The 23022-nt window shown below is 61.4% G+C and carries 24 protein-coding genes; 10 read left to right on the forward strand and 14 right to left on the reverse strand.

Translation table 11 applies throughout. The features are described from left to right. Positions 1-106: 106 nt before the first annotated feature. Positions 107-988, reverse strand: coding sequence for an alpha/beta fold hydrolase (locus tag ACZZZU_RS23060; protein WP_463551919.1), 882 nt, complete (start codon positions 986-988; stop codon positions 107-109). A 180-nt stretch (positions 989-1168) separates the two neighbouring features. Between ACZZZU_RS23060 and ACZZZU_RS23065 the strand changes: the two genes are divergently transcribed. Beyond that, positions 1169-1708 carry a DUF3833 domain-containing protein gene (locus ACZZZU_RS23065; RefSeq protein WP_463551920.1) on the forward strand — a complete coding sequence of 180 codons (540 nt, stop codon included), beginning with the start codon at positions 1169-1171 and terminating at the stop codon, positions 1706-1708. Here the strand turns inward: ACZZZU_RS23065 and ACZZZU_RS23070 are convergent. From ACZZZU_RS23070 to ACZZZU_RS23085, 4 genes are read right to left on the reverse strand one after another with little or no spacing between them, the layout of a single operon-like run. Continuing rightward, positions 1705-2433 (reverse strand): amino acid ABC transporter ATP-binding protein, encoded by a 729-nt coding sequence (locus tag ACZZZU_RS23070; RefSeq protein ID WP_463551921.1) that lies wholly within the window; start codon positions 2431-2433, stop codon positions 1705-1707. The genes ACZZZU_RS23065 and ACZZZU_RS23070 overlap by 4 nt on opposite strands. Further along, the gene (locus ACZZZU_RS23075; protein ID WP_463552180.1) at positions 2420-3070 is read right to left on the reverse strand and encodes an amino acid ABC transporter permease; all 651 of its coding nucleotides are present in this window, start codon (positions 3068-3070) and stop codon (positions 2420-2422) included. The genes ACZZZU_RS23070 and ACZZZU_RS23075 overlap by 14 nt, the downstream gene beginning before the upstream one ends. Beyond that, positions 3067-3732 carry an amino acid ABC transporter permease gene (locus ACZZZU_RS23080; RefSeq protein ID WP_463383248.1) on the reverse strand — a complete coding sequence of 222 codons (666 nt, stop codon included), beginning with the start codon at positions 3730-3732 and terminating at the stop codon, positions 3067-3069. The genes ACZZZU_RS23075 and ACZZZU_RS23080 overlap by 4 nt, the downstream gene beginning before the upstream one ends. Before the next feature lie 13 nt (positions 3733-3745). Next, positions 3746-4531, reverse strand: a complete 786-nt coding sequence (locus tag ACZZZU_RS23085) for a transporter substrate-binding domain-containing protein (RefSeq protein ID WP_122493590.1) — start codon at positions 4529-4531, stop codon at positions 3746-3748. A 272-nt stretch (positions 4532-4803) separates the two neighbouring features. Here ACZZZU_RS23085 and ACZZZU_RS23090 point away from each other — a divergent pair, with 272 nt between their 5' ends. Then, complete coding sequence (locus ACZZZU_RS23090) at positions 4804-5508, forward strand: FadR/GntR family transcriptional regulator (protein ID WP_122493589.1); 705 nt, start codon at positions 4804-4806, stop codon at positions 5506-5508. A 101-nt stretch (positions 5509-5609) separates the two neighbouring features. Here ACZZZU_RS23090 and ACZZZU_RS23095 read toward each other — a convergent pair whose 3' ends face one another. Both ACZZZU_RS23095 and ACZZZU_RS23100 read right to left on the reverse strand, forming a co-directional pair. Beyond that, positions 5610-5939 carry a DHCW motif cupin fold protein gene (locus ACZZZU_RS23095; RefSeq protein WP_122493588.1) on the reverse strand — a complete coding sequence of 110 codons (330 nt, stop codon included), beginning with the start codon at positions 5937-5939 and terminating at the stop codon, positions 5610-5612. A 140-nt stretch (positions 5940-6079) separates the two neighbouring features. Then, positions 6080-6466, reverse strand: coding sequence for a GFA family protein (locus ACZZZU_RS23100; protein WP_463551922.1), 387 nt, complete (start codon positions 6464-6466; stop codon positions 6080-6082). 199 nt (positions 6467-6665) lie between these two features. Here ACZZZU_RS23100 and ACZZZU_RS23105 point away from each other — a divergent pair, with 199 nt between their 5' ends. Both ACZZZU_RS23105 and ACZZZU_RS23110 read left to right on the forward strand, forming a co-directional pair. Next, positions 6666-7988: a HipA domain-containing protein gene (locus ACZZZU_RS23105; RefSeq protein ID WP_463551923.1), complete on the forward strand. Its 1323-nt coding sequence runs from the start codon at positions 6666-6668 to the stop codon at positions 7986-7988. Further along, positions 7985-8353: a helix-turn-helix domain-containing protein gene (locus tag ACZZZU_RS23110; protein WP_241000559.1), complete on the forward strand. Its 369-nt coding sequence runs from the start codon at positions 7985-7987 to the stop codon at positions 8351-8353. The genes ACZZZU_RS23105 and ACZZZU_RS23110 overlap by 4 nt, the downstream gene beginning before the upstream one ends. Positions 8354-8376: 23 nt before the next feature. Here ACZZZU_RS23110 and ACZZZU_RS23115 read toward each other — a convergent pair whose 3' ends face one another. Together ACZZZU_RS23115 and ACZZZU_RS23120 are read right to left on the reverse strand one after the other, a co-directional pair. Next, the gene (locus ACZZZU_RS23115) at positions 8377-9279 is read right to left on the reverse strand and encodes a DUF2950 domain-containing protein (RefSeq protein ID WP_463551924.1); all 903 of its coding nucleotides are present in this window, start codon (positions 9277-9279) and stop codon (positions 8377-8379) included. Between the two features lie 13 nt (positions 9280-9292). Continuing rightward, on the reverse strand, positions 9293-10573 hold the full coding sequence (locus tag ACZZZU_RS23120; RefSeq protein WP_463551925.1) for a DUF3300 domain-containing protein: 1281 nt from the start codon (positions 10571-10573) through the stop codon (positions 9293-9295). Positions 10574-11032: 459 nt separating this feature from the next. Here ACZZZU_RS23120 and ACZZZU_RS23125 point away from each other — a divergent pair, with 459 nt between their 5' ends. After that, the gene (locus ACZZZU_RS23125; protein WP_463551926.1) at positions 11033-11614 is read left to right on the forward strand and encodes a hypothetical protein; all 582 of its coding nucleotides are present in this window, start codon (positions 11033-11035) and stop codon (positions 11612-11614) included. A gap of 894 nt (positions 11615-12508) precedes the next feature. Continuing rightward, entirely contained in the window at positions 12509-13129 is a 621-nt protein-coding gene (locus ACZZZU_RS23130; RefSeq protein WP_122494810.1) for a LysE family translocator, read from the forward strand. On the opposite strand, the gene ACZZZU_RS23135 is transcribed toward ACZZZU_RS23130, so the two are convergent. Next, a complete protein-coding gene (locus ACZZZU_RS23135) occupies positions 13116-13502 on the reverse strand; it encodes a MerR family transcriptional regulator (RefSeq protein WP_463551927.1) in 387 nt (128 codons plus the stop codon). The genes ACZZZU_RS23130 and ACZZZU_RS23135 overlap by 14 nt on opposite strands. Before the next feature lie 43 nt (positions 13503-13545). Beyond that, positions 13546-13965, reverse strand: coding sequence for a carboxymuconolactone decarboxylase family protein (locus ACZZZU_RS23140; RefSeq protein WP_463384726.1), 420 nt, complete (start codon positions 13963-13965; stop codon positions 13546-13548). Positions 13966-14276: 311 nt separating this feature from the next. Between ACZZZU_RS23140 and estP the strand changes: the two genes are divergently transcribed. Next, entirely contained in the window at positions 14277-16202 is a 1926-nt protein-coding gene (estP, locus tag ACZZZU_RS23145) for an esterase EstP (protein WP_463551928.1), read from the forward strand. Between the two features lie 70 nt (positions 16203-16272). Here the strand turns inward: estP and ACZZZU_RS23150 are convergent, their stop codons facing one another. Beyond that, a complete protein-coding gene (locus ACZZZU_RS23150; protein WP_463551929.1) occupies positions 16273-17142 on the reverse strand; it encodes a LysR family transcriptional regulator in 870 nt (289 codons plus the stop codon). Between the two features lie 213 nt (positions 17143-17355). Here ACZZZU_RS23150 and ACZZZU_RS23155 point away from each other — a divergent pair, with 213 nt between their 5' ends. Together ACZZZU_RS23155 and ACZZZU_RS23160 are read left to right on the forward strand one after the other, a co-directional pair. Further along, entirely contained in the window at positions 17356-18801 is a 1446-nt protein-coding gene (locus tag ACZZZU_RS23155; RefSeq protein ID WP_463551930.1) for an MFS transporter, read from the forward strand. Positions 18802-18831: 30 nt separating this feature from the next. After that, positions 18832-19590, forward strand: a complete 759-nt coding sequence (locus ACZZZU_RS23160; RefSeq protein ID WP_463551931.1) for an SDR family oxidoreductase — start codon at positions 18832-18834, stop codon at positions 19588-19590. A 61-nt stretch (positions 19591-19651) separates the two neighbouring features. On the opposite strand, the gene arcD is transcribed toward ACZZZU_RS23160, so the two are convergent. Together arcD and ACZZZU_RS23170 are read right to left on the reverse strand one after the other, a co-directional pair. Beyond that, positions 19652-21079 carry an arginine-ornithine antiporter gene (gene arcD, locus ACZZZU_RS23165; RefSeq protein ID WP_463551932.1) on the reverse strand — a complete coding sequence of 476 codons (1428 nt, stop codon included), beginning with the start codon at positions 21077-21079 and terminating at the stop codon, positions 19652-19654. 186 nt (positions 21080-21265) lie between these two features. Continuing rightward, complete coding sequence (locus ACZZZU_RS23170) at positions 21266-22012, reverse strand: gamma-glutamyl-gamma-aminobutyrate hydrolase family protein (protein ID WP_463551933.1); 747 nt, start codon at positions 22010-22012, stop codon at positions 21266-21268. A 197-nt stretch (positions 22013-22209) separates the two neighbouring features. On the opposite strand from ACZZZU_RS23170, the gene ACZZZU_RS23175 reads away from it, so the two are divergent. Beyond that, entirely contained in the window at positions 22210-23004 is a 795-nt protein-coding gene (locus ACZZZU_RS23175; RefSeq protein ID WP_463383233.1) for an SDR family NAD(P)-dependent oxidoreductase, read from the forward strand. Positions 23005-23022 lie beyond the last annotated feature (18 nt).

A 23022-nucleotide genomic window follows, 5' to 3' on the forward strand; every position in this document is an offset into this window, starting at 1 on the left:
CGGCCAATCGCGGCTAAAGCCGCTCCCACAAAAGTAACTACGACTTCATCTTTCTGTGGGAGCGGCTTTAGCCGCGATTCCCGCAAACGCTATCAATCCCCCTGACTTACACCCGACAAATTCCCTGAATAATCTGCGGCCACAGCGGCTCGGGCAGGTCGTGGGCCATGTCGGGGATCAACTGCAACCGCGCCCCAGGTATCGCCCGTGCAATCGCGCGGCCGCAGGCAGGGCGCACCAGTTTGTCGGCCAGGCCATGAATCACCAGCGTCGGCGCCTGCACGCGTTTGCAATACGGTCGCAAATCGCCGCTACCCAGCACCGCCGCGAATTGCCGGGCAGTGGCTTTGAAGTCAGCGCCACGGGCGATTTGCAGGCGAATCAACGCATCCAGCTCCGCCTCCGGCATCGGATACGCCGCGCTCCCCATCGTGCGAATCAGGTCGCGCTGGCGCTGCACAATCACGTCCTCGCTGGCGCCCACAGGCGGTGTCGACATCAGTTTGAAAAACACGCTTGGCGCCGGTGGCGGCAGCAGCGGTTGGTTCGTCGAGGAAAACAGAATGGTCAGCGCGCGCACTTTGTCGGGATATTTGCCGGCGAAGACCTGCGCAATCATGCCGCCCATCGAAGCGCCGACAATGTGCGCGGTGGGCACCTCCAACGCGGCCATCAGCTGCGCCACGTCGTCAGCCATGTCTTCGAGCGAATAGGGCGTCGGCGACCGTAAGCCCAACTGCGCGCGGGCGAACAGTTTCCACTGCGCGGTGGTGTAGGGCTTGTTCACGCGGCTCGACAAGCCGACATCGCGGTTATCAAAGCGAATCACCCGGAAGCCGCAATCCACCAAGCGCTGGCAAAAGCCATCGGGCCACAACACCAACTGCGCCCCCAAGCCCATGATCAACACCAGCGGCGGCGCGGCGCTGTCGCCCCAATCTTCATATGCCAGGTCAACGTCGTTGCAGTGGGCAATGCCGGTACGCATGGGGGGCCTTAAATGCACGGTTCGAAGGGCCACACCATGCATGAAGTGGCGGGGCAATTTCCAGCGGGGGCGCTGGCAAGCAAAAACCTATGCAAAAAATGAAATTTGTATAAATATTCGAGCTGTTCCCGTTGCCGCCAAACCGGCCTTACCCAGAAAAAAATCATGAGGAAGTCGACCATGCGTGTCGCACTACTAATGCTGTGCTGCCTGTTGTTCAGTGGTTGTGGTGGCGTGGGCGTTGAGCACTACGCCCAAGAACGCCCTCAGCTCGACTTGCCCGGCTACTTCTCCCAGCCCGTCCAGGCGTGGGGCATTTTCCAGAATCGCTCGGGAGAAGTGGTGAAGCGCTTCACCGTGAATATCAGCAGCCGCCGCGACGGTGAAAAGCTGATTCTTGACGAACGCTTCCTCTACAGCGACGGCACTCGCCAACAACGCGTTTGGACCCTGGTGCCAACCGGCGACGGCCACTGGCGCGGCACAGCCGGCGACGTGGTTGGCGAGGCCGAGGGCGAGATTGCCGGCAATGCCCTGCGCTGGCGCTACAAGCTGAACCTGGACGTTGACGGCTCCACCTGGGTGGTCGACTTCGACGACTGGATGTACCTCATGGACCAAGACACCCTCATCAACCGCTCCAGCATGAGCAAACTCGGCGTCGAGCTGGGCCAGGTGACCCTGTTCTTCCGCCGGGGTGCGCCGCTCGCGCAGGACTAACCGATACTGCCAATAAAATTCGCCAACTCCGGGGTTCCTGGTGCCTGGAACAGCTCCTTGGGCGCGCCCACTTCGTGCACGCGCCCTTGGTGCATAAACACCAGCTTGTCGCCGACCTCGCGGGCAAAACGCATTTCGTGGGTGACCATAATCAGCGTCATGCCTTCCTTGGCCAGCTCGCGCACCACGCTCAGCACCTCGTTGACCAATTCCGGATCGAGCGCCGAGGTGATCTCGTCGCACAGCAGCACGCGCGGCGACATGGCCAAGGCGCGAGCGATGGCCACGCGCTGTTGCTGACCGCCAGACAGCTGCTCGGGAAAGGCATTGAATTTGTCCGCCAGGCCCACGCGCTCGAGCATTTTTTCCGCGAGCCGGCGCGATTCAGCGCGGTCGGTTTTCTTCACCACCTGCGGCGCGAGCATCACATTTTCGCCGACGCTCAGGTGCGGGAACAGATTGAATTGTTGAAACACCATGCCGACTTTTTGCCGCAGTGCGCGCAGGTCCGAGCGCTGGGCGTCGAGGTATTGGCCGTCCACTTCAATCACGCCATCGTTAATCGACTCCAAACCATTGAGCGTGCGCAGCAGCGTGCTTTTGCCCGAGCCGCTGCGTCCGATAATGGCCACCACTTCACCTTCCTCTACCTTGAGGTCGACGCCCTTGAGCACGTGGTTTGAACCGTAATACTTGCGCAGGCCCGTAATACTAAGCAGCGACATGCAACCTCCTTTCTAGGTAGCGGGCGCCCATGGAGAGCGGGAAACACAGCAGGAAATAGCCGAGGGCGATCAGCGAATAAACCAGGAAAGGCTCGAAGGTGGCATTGGCGATCATGCTGCCGGTCTTGGTCAGCTCGGTAAAACCGATGATCGAGGTCACCGCGGTGCCTTTAACCACCTGAACCGAAAAACCCACCGTTGGCGCCACGGCAATGCGCAGCGCTTGCGGCAGAATCACATAGCGCAGTTGTTCCAATCGATTCAGCGCCAGGCTCGCCGACGCCTCCCATTGGCCCTTGGTGACCGACTCGACGCAGCCTCGCCATATCTCGGCCAGATACGCGCTGGTGAACAGCGTCAGCGCCACGGCAGCGGCCAGCCAGGCCGACACATCCACGCCCAGCAAGGCGATGCCGAAGAACACCAAAAACAGTTGCATCAGCAACGGCGTGCCCTGGAACAACTCGATGTAACCGCGCGCCAAAACACGCAACGCGGGCAGTTGCGAAATGCGCGCAAGCATCACCAGCAGCCCCGCCACGCCGCCACACACAAAGGCCACCAGCGACAGCAGCACCGTCCACTGCAGCCCGGTTAGCAGGTTGCGGATGATGTCCCACAGGGTGAAATCCATCAGCGTCTCCCCACAATCACGTGGCGGCCCACCAGGTTCAGCAACTGGCGCAGGGCGATGGCCATGCACAGGTAGAGCAGGGTGGTCAGAAGGTAGGTTTCGAACGCGCGGAAGTTGCGCGACTGAATAAAGTTGGCGGCGAACGACAACTCCTCGGTGGCGATTTGCGAACACACCGCCGAGCCGAGCATCACGATAATGATTTGGCTCGACAGCGCCGGCCACACCTTGGCCAACGCCGGGCGCAACACCACATGGCGGAAGATTTCATAGCGCGTCATCGCCAGGGCCGACGCCGCTTCGATTTGCCCGGCCGGAATAGCCTGGATACCCGCGCGGATAATTTCCGTGGAGTAGGCGCCCAGGTTGATCACCATCGCCAGCGACGCTGCTTGCCACTCCGTCATGCGCACGCCGAGCGAGGGCAGTCCGAAAAAGATAAAGAACAGCTGAACAATGAACGGCGTGTTGCGGATCAGCTCCACATAGGCGCTGAACAACCAATTGAACGGGCGCACCTGCCAGGCGCGCATTACCGCGCCCAGTACGCCGATGCCCACTCCGGCGAACATGCCGATGGCCGTCAGCTCCAGGGTGAACAACGCGCCCTTGAGCAACTGATCGCTGTGGGCCAACACCGCCGCGAAATCAAATGAATAAGCCATCGGCTGCGGCCGCTCAGAGGTCAGCAGGCAGGGGTTGTTTCAGCCACTTTTCAGCAATGCCATTGAGGCTGCCGTCGGCCTTGGCGGCGGTCAAAATGCCATTCACTTTTTCCAGCAGTGCTGGTTGCTCTTTGGCCAGGCCGACGTACACGGGCGAGTCTTTCAACTTCAGTTTCAGCACCGGCACTTTCTTCGGATTCTTTTCAGCAATGGCGCTCATCACCACGCTGCCGCTGGCAATCAAATCGACCTGGCCGGACAGGTAGGCGGCGATGGTCGAGTTGTTGTCTTCGAAGCGTTTGATCGTCGTTCCTTCCGGCGCCACGGCGCTCAGCTCCATGTCTTCAATGGCACCGCGGGTCACGCTAATGGTTTTGCCTTTGAGTGCGTCGGTGCTGGCGATGTCGGCTTCAGCCGGGCCGAACACTGCCAGGTAAAACGGCGCATAAGCCTTGGAGAAGTCGATGACCTTTTCGCGCTCAGGGTTTTTGCCCAGGCTGGAAATCACCAGGTCCACTTTACCGGTGGTGAGAAAAGGAATGCGGTTAGTGCTGTTCACTGGCGTGAGCGCCAGTTTCACCCCGAGTTTGTCGGCAATCAGTTTCGCCGTGTCGATGTCCAGCCCGCGCGGCTGCATGTCTGGCCCCACCGAACCGAATGGCGGGAAGTCTTGCGGCACTGCCACCTTCAATGTGCCGCTGGCCTGGATGTCGGCGAGCGCATCGGCATTCGCCGCCGAGTGCATTAACGCGCCGCTGGCGAGAAGGGCGGAGAGCAGCAAATGACGAACTGTACGCATGGGAAAAACCTCGTGGCGTCGCAATAAAGTGTGCAAAGGCGATAGCACGGGACATGCCACTTTTGCCGAAACGAAGGGCAAATTGCCTTCGCTCGTTGCGAATCAAGGTCTTACTGGTCTGAACAGTTGGCGCTTTTTGATTAAGTCGACAAGATTTAATCGCACCCATGTAGGGCGAGGGTTTCAGCCAGGGTTCCAGGCTGGTGCGTGACTTGCCTCATGGATAAAAACCAGCGTAAAAAGCAGCAACTTCTTCTGACTGGTCTGAACAGATGGCCGATACAGCAGTGCGTGGCGCGGTGCCCGAACAGGCCCTTCAGGCCATTCAAAAACTGATTCGCGAGGGCGGCTATCAAGCTGGCGATGCCTTGCCCTCGCAACGCGATTTAGCCGAGCGCCTGGGCGTTAGTCGCGCATCGCTGCGGGAAGCGTTGTCGTCGTTGAGTGCGTTGGGCGTGGTCAGCGTGCAAGCGGGGAAGGGCGTGTATGTGCAAGCGACCCGAGCCGCCAATAGCCCGGCCGCCCGCGCGTTCTCCTGGCCCTACGCCGAGCAGGTTTCGGCCGCCGACACCTTCCAGCTGCGCTACGTACTCGAAGGCTTCGCCGCCGGCCGCGCCGCCAGCACCCTGACCGCGCTCGACATCGACGAGCTGCACGACAACGTCGAAGCCATGCGCCTGGAACTGCGTGCCGCCAACTTCGAAGCGGCCGCACGGTTAGACTTCGAATTCCACCGACGCCTGCTCCAAGCCAGCGGCAACCTGGCCATCGAACACATCATCAGCGCCAACGAAACCGTGTTCCTCGAAAGCCAAAAGCTGCCCTTCATTCGCCCTGAACGGGCCATGGAAACCTGGCAAGAACACCGAAAAATCCTTCGCCAACTCGCCCGCCACGCCAACGAACCTGCGCGCAAAGCCATGCAGGAACACATCCGCAATGCGGCGTCGCGCACGGGGATTATTTTTCCGATATGACGGGCAGAAAAAAGCGGCCGACAGCCCCCTTCGTTGCTACAGCGCGAGTTTGAGCCTTTAACAACTCTGTACCGTTTTACTCTCGCTCTGTCGCCGCACTCTCAATCCACAATAAACAACCTGGCGCCCGAGGCGGTCGACGACCGATGCGCCTCTGCATGGTCTGCCACCTGGTAGCTCATGCCGGCACTCAACGTAAACGTGCGGCCATCCTCAAGCTCAGTCTCAAGCTGCCCGTCCAGGCACAGCAAAATATGGCCCTTGTGGCACCAATGATCGGCCAGGTAGCCGGCGCTGTATTCAACCATTCGAACGCGAACGCTACCGAACTGGCAGGTGCGCCAGTAGGCCGTGCCGGTTTCGCCGGGATGAACGCTGGGTTCGATTTGGGACCAGTCGGTGGTGCCAAACGGGATGTCGGTGAGTTGCATAGGTGCTTCGCCTGTGGGAGGAAGGCGAAATCCTATCGGGGCGGCGAAGCGGGCAATAGATACAGATCCGGCTGATTACGCCAATACTCCGCAGCAGCGGCGCTTCGTGTTCCTGGCGCTTGGCGGGCGGCGACATATCGCTATTCGAACTGCGGCAAATCATCCTCAATCGCCCACCAGTTGGCTTTCGACCCGGTATGAAAATGCGCTTCGGGCTTAACCGAAACCGGCTCATTGATCAGCCCGACTCGAATGCGCAGCACGCCGGGCAGGCTGTCTCTTTTGCTGTAAATCGGCGAACCGCAGCGGCTACAAAAGGCGCGTTGTTTGCCGGGCGAGGACTCGAAAACGGTAATCAGCTCGGCGCCGCTCAGGAGATGAAAAGCAGTTGTGCTAACCGGCGTATTCGTCGCGAATGGTGTGCCCTGCGCTTTGCGGCACTGGGAGCAATGGCATACCTGAATAGGCTCCAGTTCGGAGTCAATGCTGAACTGGATGCCGTTGCATAAACAAGTGCCTGTGTACATCGGTGCCTCCGGATTAAGAGGGGTAGCGAGCAGCTGAGGGCAGTGCGTTTAAATGCGCCAAATCGAAGGAATCAGCACAGTTAGCGCATTTTAATGCGCTGAATTCTGCGGAAACCGTTTAGCTGGCGCATTAAATTGCGCTATTTCGGTCTCGAGTCTATGCTTCGACGCATTATAATGCGCTGAAGTGGGTCTAATCATGGCCAAGCAACTCATTGTTCAACTCTTCGCTAAGGGTGCCTGGCAGGACGCCTATAGCCTGCGATTTGAGGATCCGCTGAATCCCCGTGAGGGAACCTGCATTGCGGGATACCTCAGTGCGTTCTATGTCGACAACCTGGAGCAGGAAAACTCGTTCTTCGAGCATTCCGTAAGCGTGTTGCATAGGCTGGATTTGAACATCATTTCCTCGCAAGGCTATCCGCCTTTTCTGCTGGATATCATTCCAGCCGGCGCCGCGTTTCGTTCGCTGAAGAAGCGTTTTGCAACCCGAAAGCCGGATGACATTGCCATGGAACTGTTCCTCTTGGAACGGTGTACGCCCTCGCCGATTGGCCACATGCGAATCAAGCAGTCGCTTCCCTTCTTAGAGGAGGGGAAACCCATGGGTTTTGACCGCCAGGACGTTGCCGAGCGCAGCACCGACTTTCTCGAGTTCGCCTACGAACAAGGTGCAGCTATCGGCGGCGCGACGGGTGCGGGCGGTGAGGCACCGAAGCTATTGCTCGCAGAAAATCACCACGGCCAGATGTTCCCCGAGGCCACGCTACCGGCTGAGCAAACAAAGCGGCACTGGTTTGTGAAGTTCCCTAGAAACCGAGCGGCTGCTATCGACAAGGACATCCTGCGCGCCGAATACCAGTATTACCGCGCAGTCAGCGAAATCGGGATGAACACCATCTCGCTGGATGGGCTTGAGCTGATAGATGACGGCAAGCACAAGCCCAGCCTATGGATGCCGCGCTTTGATCGAGAGGTCACTGAGCAGGGCGTCGTGCGCCACCCCGTGGAGTCGATTTACTCGGTGTGCGGCGTTACTGAAAACGGTGCATTTCTCGGCCATGAATTTGTGTTGGGTCGGCTTGGCGAAATCTGGACGATGGCCGGGCAAACGGATGAGCTATTTGACTTGGCTGTTGAGTACATCGCGAGAGATTTGCTGAATCGCATACTTGGCAACTCGGACAATCATGGAAGAAACATGTCGATCATTCGGGCCGGCGGCAGGCTCAAGCTGGCGCCTATCTACGACCTGGCGCCAATGGTTCTCGACCCGGACGGGATTTCCAGAGTTCTAAAGTGGAAGCACGAAAAAGCAGGAGCGCCGGACTGGAGGCAGGCCTGCTATGGCTTGGCGGGCGAGGCCTACGGCGATCTGTGTTTCGACGCGCTACGTAGCAAAGCGCAGGCGTTTCGTGCGCTACCCGATCTGCTCGTGAACCTGCCCGACAGCGTTCGCAACGCGCAAAGCATCCCGCTCAATAATCTGGATATACGCCTTAAAGAATGGGGGTTGCTATGAAAGATATGCCTCTGGAAGAACGTAAGGCCTACATTCAGGCAGTGGCCGATGAGGTTGCTCAAGGCAAGTTGACGCTCGGCGGCGCGGTGAAGCGCCTGCGTGAGAATCTGCTCGGCCTGAACCAGGAACGCTTCGCCATGGCGTGCAAAATTTCCAAGCGCGCGCTGTCGCAGTTGGAGGTCGACAGCGGCAATCCAACGCTCGCGACGCTGGAAGCGGTATTCAGAAAATTTGGCTTAAAGATCAGCCTGGCCCACCTGGGGCCGCTGGAACTCACGGCGGCCGATGCCCTTAAAAACAAGAACGTTTTTGCCGAGGCAGCCGCCGCGCGGCCGCCGTTCAATTTCCCTAGCAAGCCGATGTAACGCCTGACGCGTTAGCGCCGGTGTTAGGGGGCACTGGCGCCAGCCTCGGTCTCTTCCACTGCCTGCCAACTGCTATCGGGGTCGAAGCGGGTCATGGCTTGCGCGTGCTTGCCGCTGTCGGGGCCCAGGTCTTTTTCGAACACGGTGCCTTCGTGGCTGATCATAAAACTCATCACGCCGCTGTCGCCGTAAGTGACCGGCCAGGCGATGAGGGCGAAGCCGCGGCTCATGTTGGGGCCCAGCCGGTAGTCGTAGGCGGCGCCGGGTGCCGATGGACCTTGTGCGATGAGGATGCGGTAGTGGTAGCCGTGCCAGCCGCCGTTGGGAAGTTCATCGCCGAAGAGTTGGCCTAGGGGGCTGTCGGGTTCGCCGTTTTGTTCAGGCCAGTACAGGCCGTCTTGCTGACCCGCGCTGCTGACGAATTTCTGCGCGTATTCGAGCACGCCGTCGCCGTCGTGGTCCGCTTCGGCGTAGTCCACCTGAGCGTCGTGGTAAGCGCGTACGGCCTGTAAAACGGCTTCTTCATTGCGCCCGATCCGACGTTGGCGAATAAGCGGCACGCCGGCTTTGGTGTCGAAGCGCCAACCTTGTTTATCGTGAACCAGCGGCAGTGGCAATTCCCAGCCCTGTTCGCCAACCGCCAGCAGCGAGTAGCCCTGCGCCTGGCTGCGTATTTCATGCTTGGCGCGGTACAGGCTGAGAAACGCTTCGACGTCTTCTCGCTCCACGCCCACCAGTGGAATGTAGTGGCGCCAGTCATCGCCCAGCAGCGCGGCCAGGCGTTGCTCGTCGGCTCGCTCAGTGCCGAGCGCGGCAACAAACGCGTCGACAGCGGCTTGCGGGTTTTTGAACGGTTGTTGCGCGTGCGCCCACGAGGTCGTCAGTGCCAACACCGTGATCAGCGCAAAACGTAGGGCTGTATTCATGCCGGACTCCTTGTCAGCGCCGCCGGGCGCCACCGCGTGAAGAGGATGCCGCCGGGCGGCTGACAGGCTGGCCACTGGCACGCGCTGACGGGGGGCGCCGGGCGGCGGCCTGGCTGGTTTGCCCGCGTTGTTGGTAGGCACGGTCGCGCTCGGGCGAACGCGCGCCGGCGAACGCGTTGTCGCGGGTGCTTCGGGTATCCGAGCGCTGTGTTTCACGGCGTGGCGTGGGGTCTGAAGTGCGCAGCGTGCGATCTGCGGTCTGGGCGCGGTCACGCGCCTGACGATTGCTGGTCGCCGGGGTTTCGAAACCGCGCTTCTCCAGGCTCTGCCGGGCACGGTCGCGCTCGGCAGCACGCGCTGTATCGCGGCCGCGCAAGGCTTCGCGCTGGTCACTGTTGGCCAGCCGCTTGCTGTATTGCTCGCGGCTGGCGCGGTCACGGTAGGGCACGCCGTCACGGTGCACCGGGTCGTGCTTCCAGGTTTTGTCCTGAATGTTCAGCTGGCGGTTGTCGTTGATTGTGTTGTAGCGGTTTACGTCGATATCGATGTCATTGTTGCCCCAGTCGCAATCGCCCCAGAGCGAATCGATGACGGCCACGCCCACGGCAAAACCGATGCCGGCTGCCACCGCGCCGCCCAGGTAATAACCAGGCGGCGGTGGGTAATACACCGGCGGGTAAGCGGGGTAGAGCCAGGTGCCGTACACCACAGTCGGATTGTAAGTGGGCACATAGACCACCTGCGGGTCGGCGGACTCGATCACGATAGTCTGGCTGCTCGATGCGTTGGCAGTGGTTGCCGGCTGCTCGCTGACCTTCTGTTTATCGTTGGAATTGAGGTTGCCGGCATCTTTGGCCTGCCGACGCAGGCGCTGTACCGACTCCATCACCGCCTCGGGCTGGGCCAAAAAGGCATCGCCAACTCGCTGGACCCACGCGGGGTCCTGTTCGAGCGTGGCCAGCAGCGCCGGGAATGCCACCAATGACTGCACGCTGGGGTCCCACGGTTGGCTGGCGACTTGGCGCACCGCATCGTCGCCTTTGGCCGCCGGGTTGGCCTTGGACCAGGCGGCCGCATCGGCGACATCGCCGGGGTAGGTGGCGGCCATCAACACCTGCGCGAGCAAAGCGTCGGGGTACAGGGCCAGCGGTGCGAGCATCTGATCCAACTCCTGCTCGGCGAACGCAGGCTCTGAGCTCGCGGCTGCACCGGGCTCGGCAGCCCAGAGGGAGAACGGTCCCGCAGACAACACGAGCAGTAACGACCACATCGAGATGCCGCGAAGGACATACATGACGATTCTCCTTGTGCCAGGCAGCACGGTCGGTGGCGCTTCGCTGGTGCCCTTCAAGGCTGCTGGTAGCGGCAATAGCGCAGCGTGTTCAGCAGTGGGCTAAATCGGTCTAGCACAGCTACGCGCACCGTGCCGCAAATAAGGCGTGCGGCGAACACTGTTGAAAGCGGGCAGGTGCTGTATCCCTGGGGCACCGTGGCTATCACCGGTAGCGTTTGGCGATGAAAAAATTTTTCCAGCGAATGGCCAAAACTGTACCTAAGCTCCTTCGGACACGCGTCGGCGGCCGAGGGTAACTCGCCCTCAACCCACTCGCTGCCGGCACGTAAACAATCCTGATTCTGGAGCGGCCAACCTCTGGCGCCGGGCAATTTCAGGGCAAGCGAAAACGGGGTGGTTCCCCCGCACGAAGGGTTCAGTTCAGTAGTCGGGCCTCGATTAAAAAAGGAGAGCAAATCGATGAAAGCCGCTTACAGATGGACCCAGATCGCAACCGTTTCCGCCTTGCTAATCGCCGGTATCACAACCGGCCACGCCGAGAATATTCCGCTGTCCGCCACCTTTGAACAGGGCCAGGTTGTGACCACCGTGGTGTCGGTGGATGCGGCCAACCATGTTGTCGTGCTGAAGGGCCCGGATGATCGCCCCGTAACCCTGCAGCTCGGTGACGACGCCAAAAACCTCGCCCAACTGAAACCCGGCGACACGGTGAAAACGGTGGTCACCCGCTCGGTGGCCACGATGCTCGACACCGAAGTGGACAAAGCCCCCGGCAAGGCCTCAGAGCAAAACGCCGAGGTGCGTGCCGCCCAAGGTGATGCTCACCCGGGTGGCTACGCCTATCGCCAGGTTCAGGTGCAGCTGAAGATCAAACACATTGATGTCGACAAGAACCAAGTCACCTTCGAAGGGCCCGCAGGCGCGCAGAAAGTGGTCGACGTGCTTGATCCAAACAATCAGGCGCGGCTCAAAGACCTTAAAGTCGATCAGAGTGTCTGGGTCACCTACACCGATACCCTGGAAGTCACCACCCAGCGCTAACCGCCGTTACAGTTGCGTCGCCTTCGAGACGCTGGATCCCCGCCTGCGCGGGGATGACGGTGGGGTGTTGGAGTTACTCGTCATTCCCGCGAAGGCGGGAATCCAGAATCGCGACTCCAGCGCGCCGCTCAAGTCCACACGCCGTCCTGTGGGAGCGGCTTTAGCCGCGATGTTTTTGACTTCATGCTTGCAGGAATCGCGGTTAAATTTTCGAAATTCTGGATCCCCGCGTGCGCGGGGATGGCGGTGTGGTGTTGGAGTTACTCGTCATTCCCGCGAAGGCGGGAATCCAGAGTTGCGACTCCAGCGCGCCGCTCAAGTCCACACGCCGTCCTGTGGGAGCGGCTTTAGCCGCGATGTTTTTGACTTCATGCTTTGCAGGAATCGCGGTTAAATTTTCGAAATTCTGGATCCCCGCGTGCGCGAGGATGACGGTGGGGTATGGGAAACACTCGTCATTCCCGCGAAGGCGGGAATCCAGAGTTGCGACTCCAGCGCGCCGCTCAAGTCCACACGCCGTCCTGTGGGAGCAGCTCTAGCCGCGATGCTTTTGATCCGTGCTTTGCAGGCATCGCGGCTAAATCTTCGAAATCCTGGATCCCCGCGTGCGCGAGGATGACGGTGGGGTGTGGGAAACACTCGTCATTCCCGCGAAGGCGGGAATCCAGAATCGCGAGTCCAGCGCGCCGCTCAAGTCCACACGCCGTCCTGTGGGAGCGGCTTTAGCCGCGATGCTTTTGATTCCGTGCTTTGCAGGCATCGCGGCATCGTCTTCGATTCTGGATCCCCGCGTGCGCCAGGATGACGGTGGGGTATGGGAAACACTCGTCATCTACCGGCTTACCCATTCTGCTAACCTCGCCCAACCGTCCACCCCACCTACGACTGCCTCCCATGACCATCGCAGACAACCTTCTGGCCTTCACCTTTGCCGCCACGCTGTTGACCATCACGCCGGGCCTCGACACGGCGCTTATTCTTCGCACGGCCACCGTTGAAGGGAAGCAGCAGGGCTTTCGGGTGGCGCTGGGGATTAACCTCGGTTGCTTGCTGTGGGGCGCGGCGGTGGCGTTTGGGTTGGGGGCGTTGATTGCGTTGTCGGAGCTGGCCTTCAACGTGTTGAAGTATTGCGGCGCGGCGTATTTGGCGTGGCTGGGGCTGACCATGCTGTTGCGTCCAAGGCGCTCATTTGCGACAGCGGATACAAGCACCGATGCCCGAACCAATTGGTTGCTCAAGGGCATGATGGGCAACGTGTTGAACCCCAAGGTCGGGGTGTTTTATGTGTCGTTCCTGCCGCAGTTCATTCCGCAAGGCCAGCCGATGATCGCGTGGACCTTCGGCCTGGTCAGCATCCATGTGGTGCTGGGTTTGCTGTGGTCGACGGCGTTGATTACGGCGACGCAGTCGTTGGCGGTGTGGCTGCGCCGGGAGCACGTGGTGGCCTGGATGGACCGAGTGACCGGCGTGGTGTTCGTGCTGTTTGCCGTGCGCCTGGCGCTTAGTCGGCGGTAAGGGTTGCCCGCGCTTCAAGCGCCCGGTAGTGGGCGATTTTCTCTTGCAGCGCGGTCATCGCCTGTTGCATGGCCGCGATTTGCGTCTGTACCTCGATTAAATGGTTTTCCAGCATTTCACGGCGTTCGGGCACGGTGTTGTCCCCAGCGCTGCGCAGGGCGGCAAAGGTTTGCATCTTGCCGATGGGCATATGCGTAGTGCGCAGGCGTAGCAGGAATTCCAGCCACGCCATGTCGCTCGGCGCATACAGCCGTTGCCCGCCCGCCGCGCGGGCAACGGGCGCCAGCAGACCAATTTTCTCGTAATAGCGCAGGGTGTAGGCGGTCAGGCCCGTGCGCTTGGCGACTTGCTCGATGGTGTGGTGTACATCCATAAGCGCGATCCTCGTTTTCGGTTTGGCAATGCGGCGGCGCCGCTTATTCAGGGCTTGCCGCCGCGATGGTAATACCCCGTTTGGCAAACACTTCACGGGCGGCGCTGATGCCATTCAATGCGCTGGGAAAGCCTGCGTAAACCGCCATCTGAATAATGACTTCGACGATCTCTTGTGGCGTGCAGCCGACATTCAGCGCGCCTTCTATATGCACCTTCAGTTGCGGTTGCGCGTTGCCCATGGCGGTGAGAGCCGAGATGGTCGCCAGCTCGCGCGTGCACAGCGCAAGGCCGGGCCGCGAGAACACATCGCCATAGGCGAAATCGACAATCCAGGCGCCGAGTTCGGGCGAGATATCGCTTAGCGAATTCACCACCGTGTTGCCGGCAGCGCCGGTGATTTTTTCCAGGGTTTGGATGCCTTTCTCGCGCCGAGCGTCCAGTTCGCTGGCCTGCGCCGACATGCCCAGTGCAGACAACATAAGGCCGGTGGCGACGTTGAGTGTGGTTGATGCCATGACAGTGCTCCAGTGGTTAAACCGCGCAACGGCGAAGGCCGTTTTTGGCGGTGCAACACGGAGGCTATTGGTTAGAGCGCACTCTAAGTCAAGGGTGAAAAAAAACACGCCGTACACCGTGGCCGCGTCAGGCAAGTTGGGCGCCAACAATGGCATGAATGGAGCGCCATAAGCGTCGCGGGCAGTCCCTTGTCAGTGAAAAAAGTCGAGCTACAGTCGCCATGGATCCATCCAAATAACAAGAAAAAGGACCTTCAATGAAGCGTGTTTTAAACCCGCTCGCCGCAGCGTGTCTGCTGGCTGGCGCCGTCTCGTTTTCCCCCGCGCATGCCTCTCCCTATTCCGCCCTCATCGTCTTCGGCGACAGCCTGAGCGATGCCGGCCAATTCGCCGATCCCGGCGGTCCGGCCAATGCCACGTTGCGCTTTACCAACCGCACAGGTCCGACCTACCTGGCGGGAAGCGGCGAAGAGATCGGGGCGTCTGCGCCCATGCTCCTCGGTGGGCGTCTCGGCATCGGTGGCCTCGGCCCGTCAACCTCGCCGGTGTATCAGGCCAATGGCTGGGTCGACGGTGATAACTGGGCAGTCGGCGGCTATACCACCAGCCAGATTTACAACTCAATCACTTCGGTCTCCGAAACCGTCATTCCACCGGGCGGCCCCGGCGCTGGGGTAGTGCTCAGAAACCGTCCGGGCTACCTGGTGGACACGGGCTTTCGCGCCGACCGCAATGCCCTGTACTACATCACTGGCGGCGGCAACGATTTCCTCCAGGGGCAGGTAGTCAGCGCGGCGACTGCCCGTGCCTCGGCGGGTCGTCTGGTTGATAGCGTTGAGGCGCTGCAGCAGGCGGGCGCTCGCTACATCATGGTTTGGCTGCTGCCGGACGTGGGCAGAACCCCGGCCATTTCGGGTACGCCGTTGGCAGGTACCATTTCCCTGCTCGGCGGCACTTTCAACACGGAGCTGGTGAGCCAACTGGCCGGCATCAATGCCGAAATCATTCCGCTGAACGTGCCGTTGAACCTTGCCGAAACGCTGGCCGATCCAGGGCGCTACGGGCTGGCTGTCGGGCAGAACCTGACCGGCACCTGCTTCGACAGCTGCGCGGTGCAAAACCCGATTTATGGCATTAACGGAACCAACCCCGATCCCACCAAGCTGCTCTACAACGACGGCGTTCACCCGACCGTCACCGGGCAACGGTTGATCGCCGACTACGCCTATTCGCTGCTGGCAGCCCCGTGGGAACTCAGCCTGTTGCCGGAGATGGCCCACGACACCTTGCGTTCGCACCAAGACCAATTGCGCGCGCAGTGGCAGGCCGATTGGCAGGCGTGGCAAGCGGTCGGCCAGTGGCGCTCCTTTGCCACGGCAGGCGGGCAACGGCAGAGCTATGACGTCTATGAAAGCGATGCCGACGGCGATGGCTACAACCTGAACGTCGGTGGCAGCTACCGACTTAATGACGCCTGGCGCGTTGGCCTGGCAGGCGGCTTTTATCAGCAAGACATGGAGGCCGGCGACGCCGATTCCGACTACGACCTGCGCAGCTACCTGGCCACCGGCTTTGCCCAGTATCAGCAAAATCGTTGGTGGGGCGAGTTGGCTGCCAGCGTTGGCTACCTCGACTTCAACGACATCAAGCGCCAGTTCAATCTTGGTCCGGCCACGCGCAGCGAGAAGGGCGATACCGATGGCGAGCTATGGGGCCTTAGCGGCCGAGTGGGCTACGACATTGCGCCAAGCGCAGACAGCCAGTGGCACCTGAGCCCCTTCGTCAGCGCCGACTACGCGCGGGTCGAGGTGGACGGTTACGCCGAGAACAGCGTCAGCTCCACTGCGCTCAACATCGGCGACCAGAAGCGCGACTCCAAACGCCTGGGCGCCGGCGTGCAGGGTTTGTTTAACCTGAACGCGCAAACCCGCCTGTTCGGTGAAGTGGCGATGGAGCGCGAGTACGAGGACGATGCCACCGAAGTGGACATGGCCCTGCGCAGCCTGCCGACGCTCGGCTACACCCTGGAAGGCTACACGCCGGATGACAAAACCTGGCGTGCCAGCGTCGGCGTCAGCCATTCGCTCGTGCCCGGTTTGTCGCTGCGCGGGGCTTACAGCTACCGTGGCGCCGACGACAGCGATCAGCAGGGCATCAACCTGTCGCTGGCTTGGGATATCTAAGTCTGCTGCGGGTTGCGGGTCAGCCGACGCGGATCAACCGCGCGCGGCTGACCTCGCTGCCAAGCCCGTGTCAGAGGTTGTCTGGCGAGTGGCTGGCCAGCATGTCGCTGGCCAAATCGGCCAGTGCACGCAAGCGATCCATTTGCCGCATATCGTGGTGATAACCCATCCAGATTTCCCGCGACGGCGGCGTCTCGCTCAGTTCGATGCGCCGCAACGTGGGCAGCTGGTCGCCTAGCGAACGCGGCAGCACGGCCAGGCCCAAGCCGAGGGCGCACATCTGCGCTTGCACCGTGCGGCTGCTGCTGGTGAAGACGGTTTGCGCAGCGGGGAACATGCGCTGCAGCCATTGCACGTCCGGGTAATGCGCTTGGGCGGTGTTCATCAGAATCAACTTGCAACCGCTGCCATCTGCCGGCGGCATCGACGTTGCCGAAGCGCTGGTGTACAGGCCATACGGCATGGTCATCAGCCGACGCTGCACGATGTCCGGCTGGTCGAACGGCACGATGCGAAAGGCGATATCGGCTTCGCGGCGAGTCAGGTCGGACAGCCTGTGCCCGGCAAGCACCTCCGGCACCACAGCCGGATACCGCCGTACCAACTCCACCAACACCGGCGCCAGCACATAACCGGCAAACCAGTCGGCCGATGAGATGCGCAATAGGCCTTCCGGGTGTTCAGCGCTGCCGTCCACTCGGCGGGCAATGGCCAGTGCGCTGCGTTCCATTTCTTCGGCCAGGCACAGAATCCGGTCACCCATGTCAGTCGGCACCAGGCCTTCGGGTGTGCGTCGGAAAAATGGCTGCCCGCTGGCCTGTTCCAGGGCTTGCAGGCGTCTGCCCACGGTCGGGTGACTGACCCTCAATTGCTTGGCCGCCGCGCCCAGCGAACCCGCTCTGGCAATGGCCAGGAAAAACCGCACGTCATCCCATTCCACGCTGTACCCCTTACAAAAATGCACACGCAATGTGCAGCGTTGGCAGTGCCGCCAGCCCTGTGCTGCGGCTGACAATGCGCTCCAGTTTCAGCCGGCACTGCCGCAGTTCGGGCGCTCAAAAAGCGCCGGTGCAGTGTACGTAGCTGTACGCCGGGTTCGCCAGATAGCAGTGGGCGGCGAGCCAGCCGTTGAGCCTTTTTTGTGGAGCCTGCCATGTCCTTTGCAACCCCAACAACCCGCGCAGCAGAACCCCATCGGTGGCTGGCTTTTGCGGTGCTGTTGGCCGGCGCGTTCTTGCCGCCGTTGGATTTTTTCATCGTCAATGTGGCTTTGCCCTCGATTCGCAGCGGGCTCGGCGCCAGCCCGGCGCAGGTGCAGTTGGTGATCTCGGCATACGCCGCTACCTATGCGGTTTTCCTGATTACCGGCGGGCGGCTGGGCGACCTGTTTGGCCGACGCCGGGTGTTTCTGGCGGGCATGGCAGGCTTCGGCATGGCCTCGCTGATCTGCGGCCTGGCCACCACGCCAACACTGCTGATAGCGGGCCGGGCCCTCCAAGGGCTCAGCGCTGCCGCCATGGCGCCGCAAGGCCTGGCCTCCATCCATGCGCTGTTTCCCGAACAGGAACGTGCCCGGGCCTTGGCGGTATATGGCGCGGCGCTGGGCTTGGCCGCTGTGCTCGCCCAGGCGCTCGGCGGGGTGCTGATTGCCGCGAATCTGTTTGGTCTGCACTGGCGGATCATTTTCCTGATCAATCTGCCCATCGTGGCGGCGGTGTTCATCGCCGGCATTCCGTTTTTGCCTGATACCCGCAGCCCGACGCCGCTGCCACTGGACCGCCTGGGCGTGCTGCTGTGCGCCCTCACGTTGGGGCTGTTGGTGGTGCCGTTGGTGGAGGGGCGAGAGTGGGGCTGGCCGTGGTGGCTGTGCGTGATGTTGCTCAGCGCGCCGGTGTTGGCGATGGCCTTCTGGCGCTATGAAATTGCCTTGGAGCGGCGCGGCGGCACGCCACTGGTAAGCCCACAGCTGAGTCAGTCGCCGGGGTTGCTGGCGGGCCTGACCGGGGTGCTGCTGTTCTACGTGGTGTCGGCCTTTTTCCTGACGTTTTCGGTGTACCTGCAAGACGCCCTCGGCGCTACGCCGCTGGCCACCGGCCTGATGTTTGTGCCGTTCGGCATTGGTTATGTGATCGGCCCGTTGACCACACCGGCGGCCATCCGCCGATTCGGCCGTTATGTGCCGGCCTTGGGCATGGCTTTGGAAGTGCTCGGCTGTTTGCTCTTGAGCGCGGCGGTGGCCGCTGCGCCGCCCGGTAAAAGCCCGGCCTATGCGGTGGTCGTGCTGGCTGTCGGGCTGCTGGGTTTTGGCCAGGGCTGGGCGCTGCCCACATTGATTCGAACAGTCATCGACCGCGCGCCGGCCGGTGGCGCCGGCATGGCGGCGGGCTTGGTCAACTCTGCATTGCAGATCAGCGCGGCATTGGGTGTCGCGGTGTTGGGCGGGCTGTTTTACGCCGTGGCCGCGCCGGCCAACAGCGCCGCGTCATTGGCCGACGGCTTCGTTGCCGCGCTGCTGGGCATCGCCGTGTGCCTGAGCATTGCCGCCGGCCTTTCGGTGTATGCCGCCAGACCGTGTTCGCAGCCCAATCAACTTTCGTAAAACCATCAACGCGTCAAAAGGAGCTCTGTTATGTCGGGTAAATTTTCCGGTCAGGTCGCCGTGGTCACGGGCGGCTCCACAGGTATCGGCTTTGCCATCGCCGCTGCGCTTATCGCCGAAGGTGCCGCGCGCGTTTATCTCACCGGCCGCTCGGCGGCGACCCTCGAAACGGCCGCGCGCGCTCTGGGCGAAAAGGCCGTCGCGGTGGTTTCCGATGTCACCCAACAGGCCGACCTCGATGCCCTCAAAGCCTTGGTTGAAACGCAGGACGGCCGCCTCGACGTGGTGTTCGCCAACGCGGGCATCTGCGAGAAAAACCCGTTGGGCAGTACCAGCGAAGCCAGTTACTACAGCCTGTTCGACATCAATGTGAAGGGCGTTTTTTTCACCGTGCAAACCTTGCTGCCCCTGCTCAAAGACGGCGCCGCTATCGTGCTCACCGCGTCCATCTGTTCCAGCAACGGCATGGAAGGCCTCAGCCTGTACAACGCCTCGAAAGCGGCGGTGCGCTCGTTTGCCCGAACCTGGGCCAATGAATTAAAGGACCGAAAGATCCGTGCCAACGTGCTCAGCCCTGGCTTCACGCGAACGCCATTGATGGACAACGGTTTGAAGATGGACGAGCGCCAGATCCAGGCGCTAAGCGAGCATGTCGCGCACATCGTGCCCTTGGGCTACATGGCGCAGCCCCATGAAATCGCCACCGCCGCCTTGTTTCTTGCCAGCGCCGATGCCGGCTACGTGAATGGCGTGGAGCTGATGGTCGACGGCGGTCTTTCACAAATCTGACGGGGCGAGGCGGCTGTCACCTGTCTCGGTTAACGGGCGGTCGCGTGGTGCGCCAACCGTTTCACAGCGACAGCCCGCCGCTATACAGCCCATAGGCAGCGAACGCCGCGGCGCCAATAACGGCGGCAAAAATAAGCTTCTCGATGGTGGTAAACACCGGTTCGCCTTGCTCACGTTTGGCCTTGGCAAACAGCAACACGCCGGGTGCGTATAGCAGCGCTGACAACAGCAGGTATTTCACTCCGCCGGCGTACAGCAACCACACGGCATAAATCAGGGCGATGGCGCTGACGATCAGGTCTTTACGGCGCGCGCCGGGGTCTTGCTCGTAGGTTTCGCCGCGCTGGCTAAGCAGCAGCGCGTAAGCCGCCGACCACAGGTACGGCACCATAATCATCGACGAGGCGAGGTAGATCAGGTTGGTGTAAGTGCCCGCCGACACCAGGGTGATCAGCAAAAACACCTGGATCATCGCGTTGGTCAGCCATAACGCATTGACCGGCACGTGGTTGGCATTTTCCTTTTTCAGGAAGGCCGGCATGGTGTTGTCTTTGGCGGTGGAGAACAAAATTTCAGCGCACAGCAGGGCCCACGACAGCAACGCACCCAGCAGCGAAATGGCCAGGCCGACGCTAATGAATAACGCGCCCCATGGCCCGACAACGTGTTCCAGCACAACGGCCAATGACGGGTTCTGCAACGCAGCCAGTTCGGGCCGGGTCATGATGCCCAGCGACAACAGGTTGACCAGCACCAACAACGCCAGCACGCCCAGAAAACCCAGCACCGTGGCGCGGCCGATGTCCGAGCGTTTCTCCGCGCGGGCCGAATACACGCTGGCGCCTTCGATGCCGATAAAGACGAACACCGTCACCATCATCATGTTGCGGACCTGGTCCATCACACTGGTGAAGTTGGGGCTGCTGCGGCCCCAGATATCGCGGGTAAAAATGTTGGCGTCGAAGGCCATCATGGTGATGCCGATAAAGGTCACCAGCGGCACCACCTTGGCCACGGTGGTCAGTTGGTTGATGAACGCTGCCTCTTTAATGCCCCGCAGCACCAGAAAATGTACCGACCACAGCAGCACTGACGCGCAGCCGATGGCCACTGGCGTATTGCCTTGGCCGAACACCGGAAAGAAATAACCGAGCGTGCTGAACAGCAACACGAAGTAACCGACATTGCCCAGCCAGGCGCTGATCCAATAGCCCCACGCCGAGGAAAAACCCATGTAGTCGCCAAAGCCCGCCTTGGCGTAGGCGTAGACGCCGGAGTTCAGCTCCGGCTTGCGGTTGGCCAGGGTTTGAAACACCAGCGCCAAGGCCAACATGCCCACCGCCGTGATCGACCAGCCGATCATCACCGCCCCGGCGTCGGCGCGCTCGGCCATATTCTGCGGCAGCGAAAAGATCCCGCCGCCAATCATCGAGCCCACCACCAGCGCCACCAAGGCGCTCAATCGAAGCTTCTGCGTCGGTTCTGACATCGCCTGTCTCTCTGCTCGCGCGCGCTCCCATAAGCGCGGCGTGACCCTAGTGTAACCAAGCACAGAAAGTACGAACGTGCCGAATAAATTGGCTCGACTGTCGAGCCCGACGCCCAGATAGCCTAGCAACACCGCACCTGTAGGAGAGGCTTCAGCCTCGATACGTGCAAACGGTATTCTCCAAGCTCAGCTCCGACTCGCCCGCTCCCGGCACGCCCGCCCAAACGCTTCGAAAATCACCGCATAGTCGGGGTTATCAGTCACCTGCCACTCCGGATGCCATTGCACGCCGAGTGCAAACGCGCGGCTGCCTTCCACCGACAGCGCTTCCACCAAGCCGTCTTCGGCTACCGCCTCGATACGCAGGCCGCTGCCGACCTCGGCGATGCCTTGGCCATGCACCGAATTGACCTTCAGCACGCCCTTGAGCCCCAACTGTTCCAGCACGCCACCCGGCTGCACGGTGACGGTATGAATACGCGCGTATTGCGCTTCGATGGGTTCGTCATCAGGCGGTTCGTGCTGCAAGGGCGAGCTTTCAAGGGACTGGCGCAACGTGCCGCCAAAGGCCACGTTCAGCTCTTGCAAACCCCGGCATGCACCGAGCACGGGCAGGCCGGCATCCACCGCCGCGCGCCATAAGGCCAGCGCTTGTTCGTCGCGTGCAGGGTCGTGCTCGGTGCCCGGCGCGCTCGGTGGGCCGCCGTAACGGCGGGGTTCGATATTGGATGGGGCGCCCGTGAAAAACAGCCCGTCGAGGCTGTCGATGATATCGGTCAGCGCCAGCAAATCCGGGAACTGCGGCAGTATCAGCGGCATCCCTTTTGCCGTGGTGGCAATGGCTTGTGAATTTTTATCGTCGTTGATTTGCACCGCGTGCGGGCCGATCTGATACGAGCAGGCCGTAACGCCAATTACCGGAAGACGCGACATAACTCCTCCTGTTTTTCTCCGTTGCGCGTTACCCGTTTGGATTACGCAAACGGTAAAAACGCACAAGCTTTATGCGCGGTGCCAACGTGTACGAGCCAGACACCGCGTGCCCCGGCAGAACGGCCCATGCGCGACTACGCTGGTGAGCGACTTAATCACCCGCCGGGCCGGCGCCTGGCATTTGCGGAGAACACCCCATGCATATCGACTTGAGCGGCAAGACAGCCCTGGTTACCGCCTCCACTGGCGGCATCGGTTTCGCCATCGCCGAAGGCCTGGCGGCGAGTGGCGCCAACGTGATCATTAACGGCCGCAGCGACGGCTCGGTGCACAAAGCCTTGGCGCGCCTGCGCGAAACATCACCGCACGGGACACTCACCGGCGTGGCGGCCGACCTGGGCGATGCCAGCGGCGCCGACGCCTTGCTCGCCGCGCTGCCCGACGTCGACATTCTGGTCAACAACGCCGGCATTTATGGGCTGGTGGATTTCTTCGAAACCGACGACGCCTGCTGGGAAAATTACTGGCAAACCAACGTCATGTCCGGCGTGCGCCTAAGCCGCGCGCTGGTGCCGGCGATGGTCGAACGCAAGTGGGGCAGGGTGGTGTTTATCTCGTCCGAGTCGGGCCGCAACATTCCGGCCGACATGGTGCATTACGGCGTCACCAAAACCGCGCAATTGGCGCTCTCGCGCGGCTTGGCCAAACGGGTGGCCGGCAGCGGCGTCACCGTCAACAGCGTGCTGCCGGGGCCGACCTTATCGGACGGCCTGGCCACCATGCTCGAAGAGCAGCGCGCCAAGTCCGGCAAAACCCTCGAAGCCGTTGCCGCCGAATTTGTGATGGCGCACCGGCCAACGTCGTTGATCCAACGGGCCGCGACGGTGGAGGAGGTGGCCAATATGGTGGTCTACCTGTGCTCGCTGCAGGCCTCTGCCACCAGCGGCGCGGCGCTGCGGGTGGATGGTGGGGTGGTGGACGATATTTTATAAGCGGGCAGACCCGTTTCA

It is taken from the genome of Pseudomonas sp. AC136 (genome assembly GCF_979258585.1).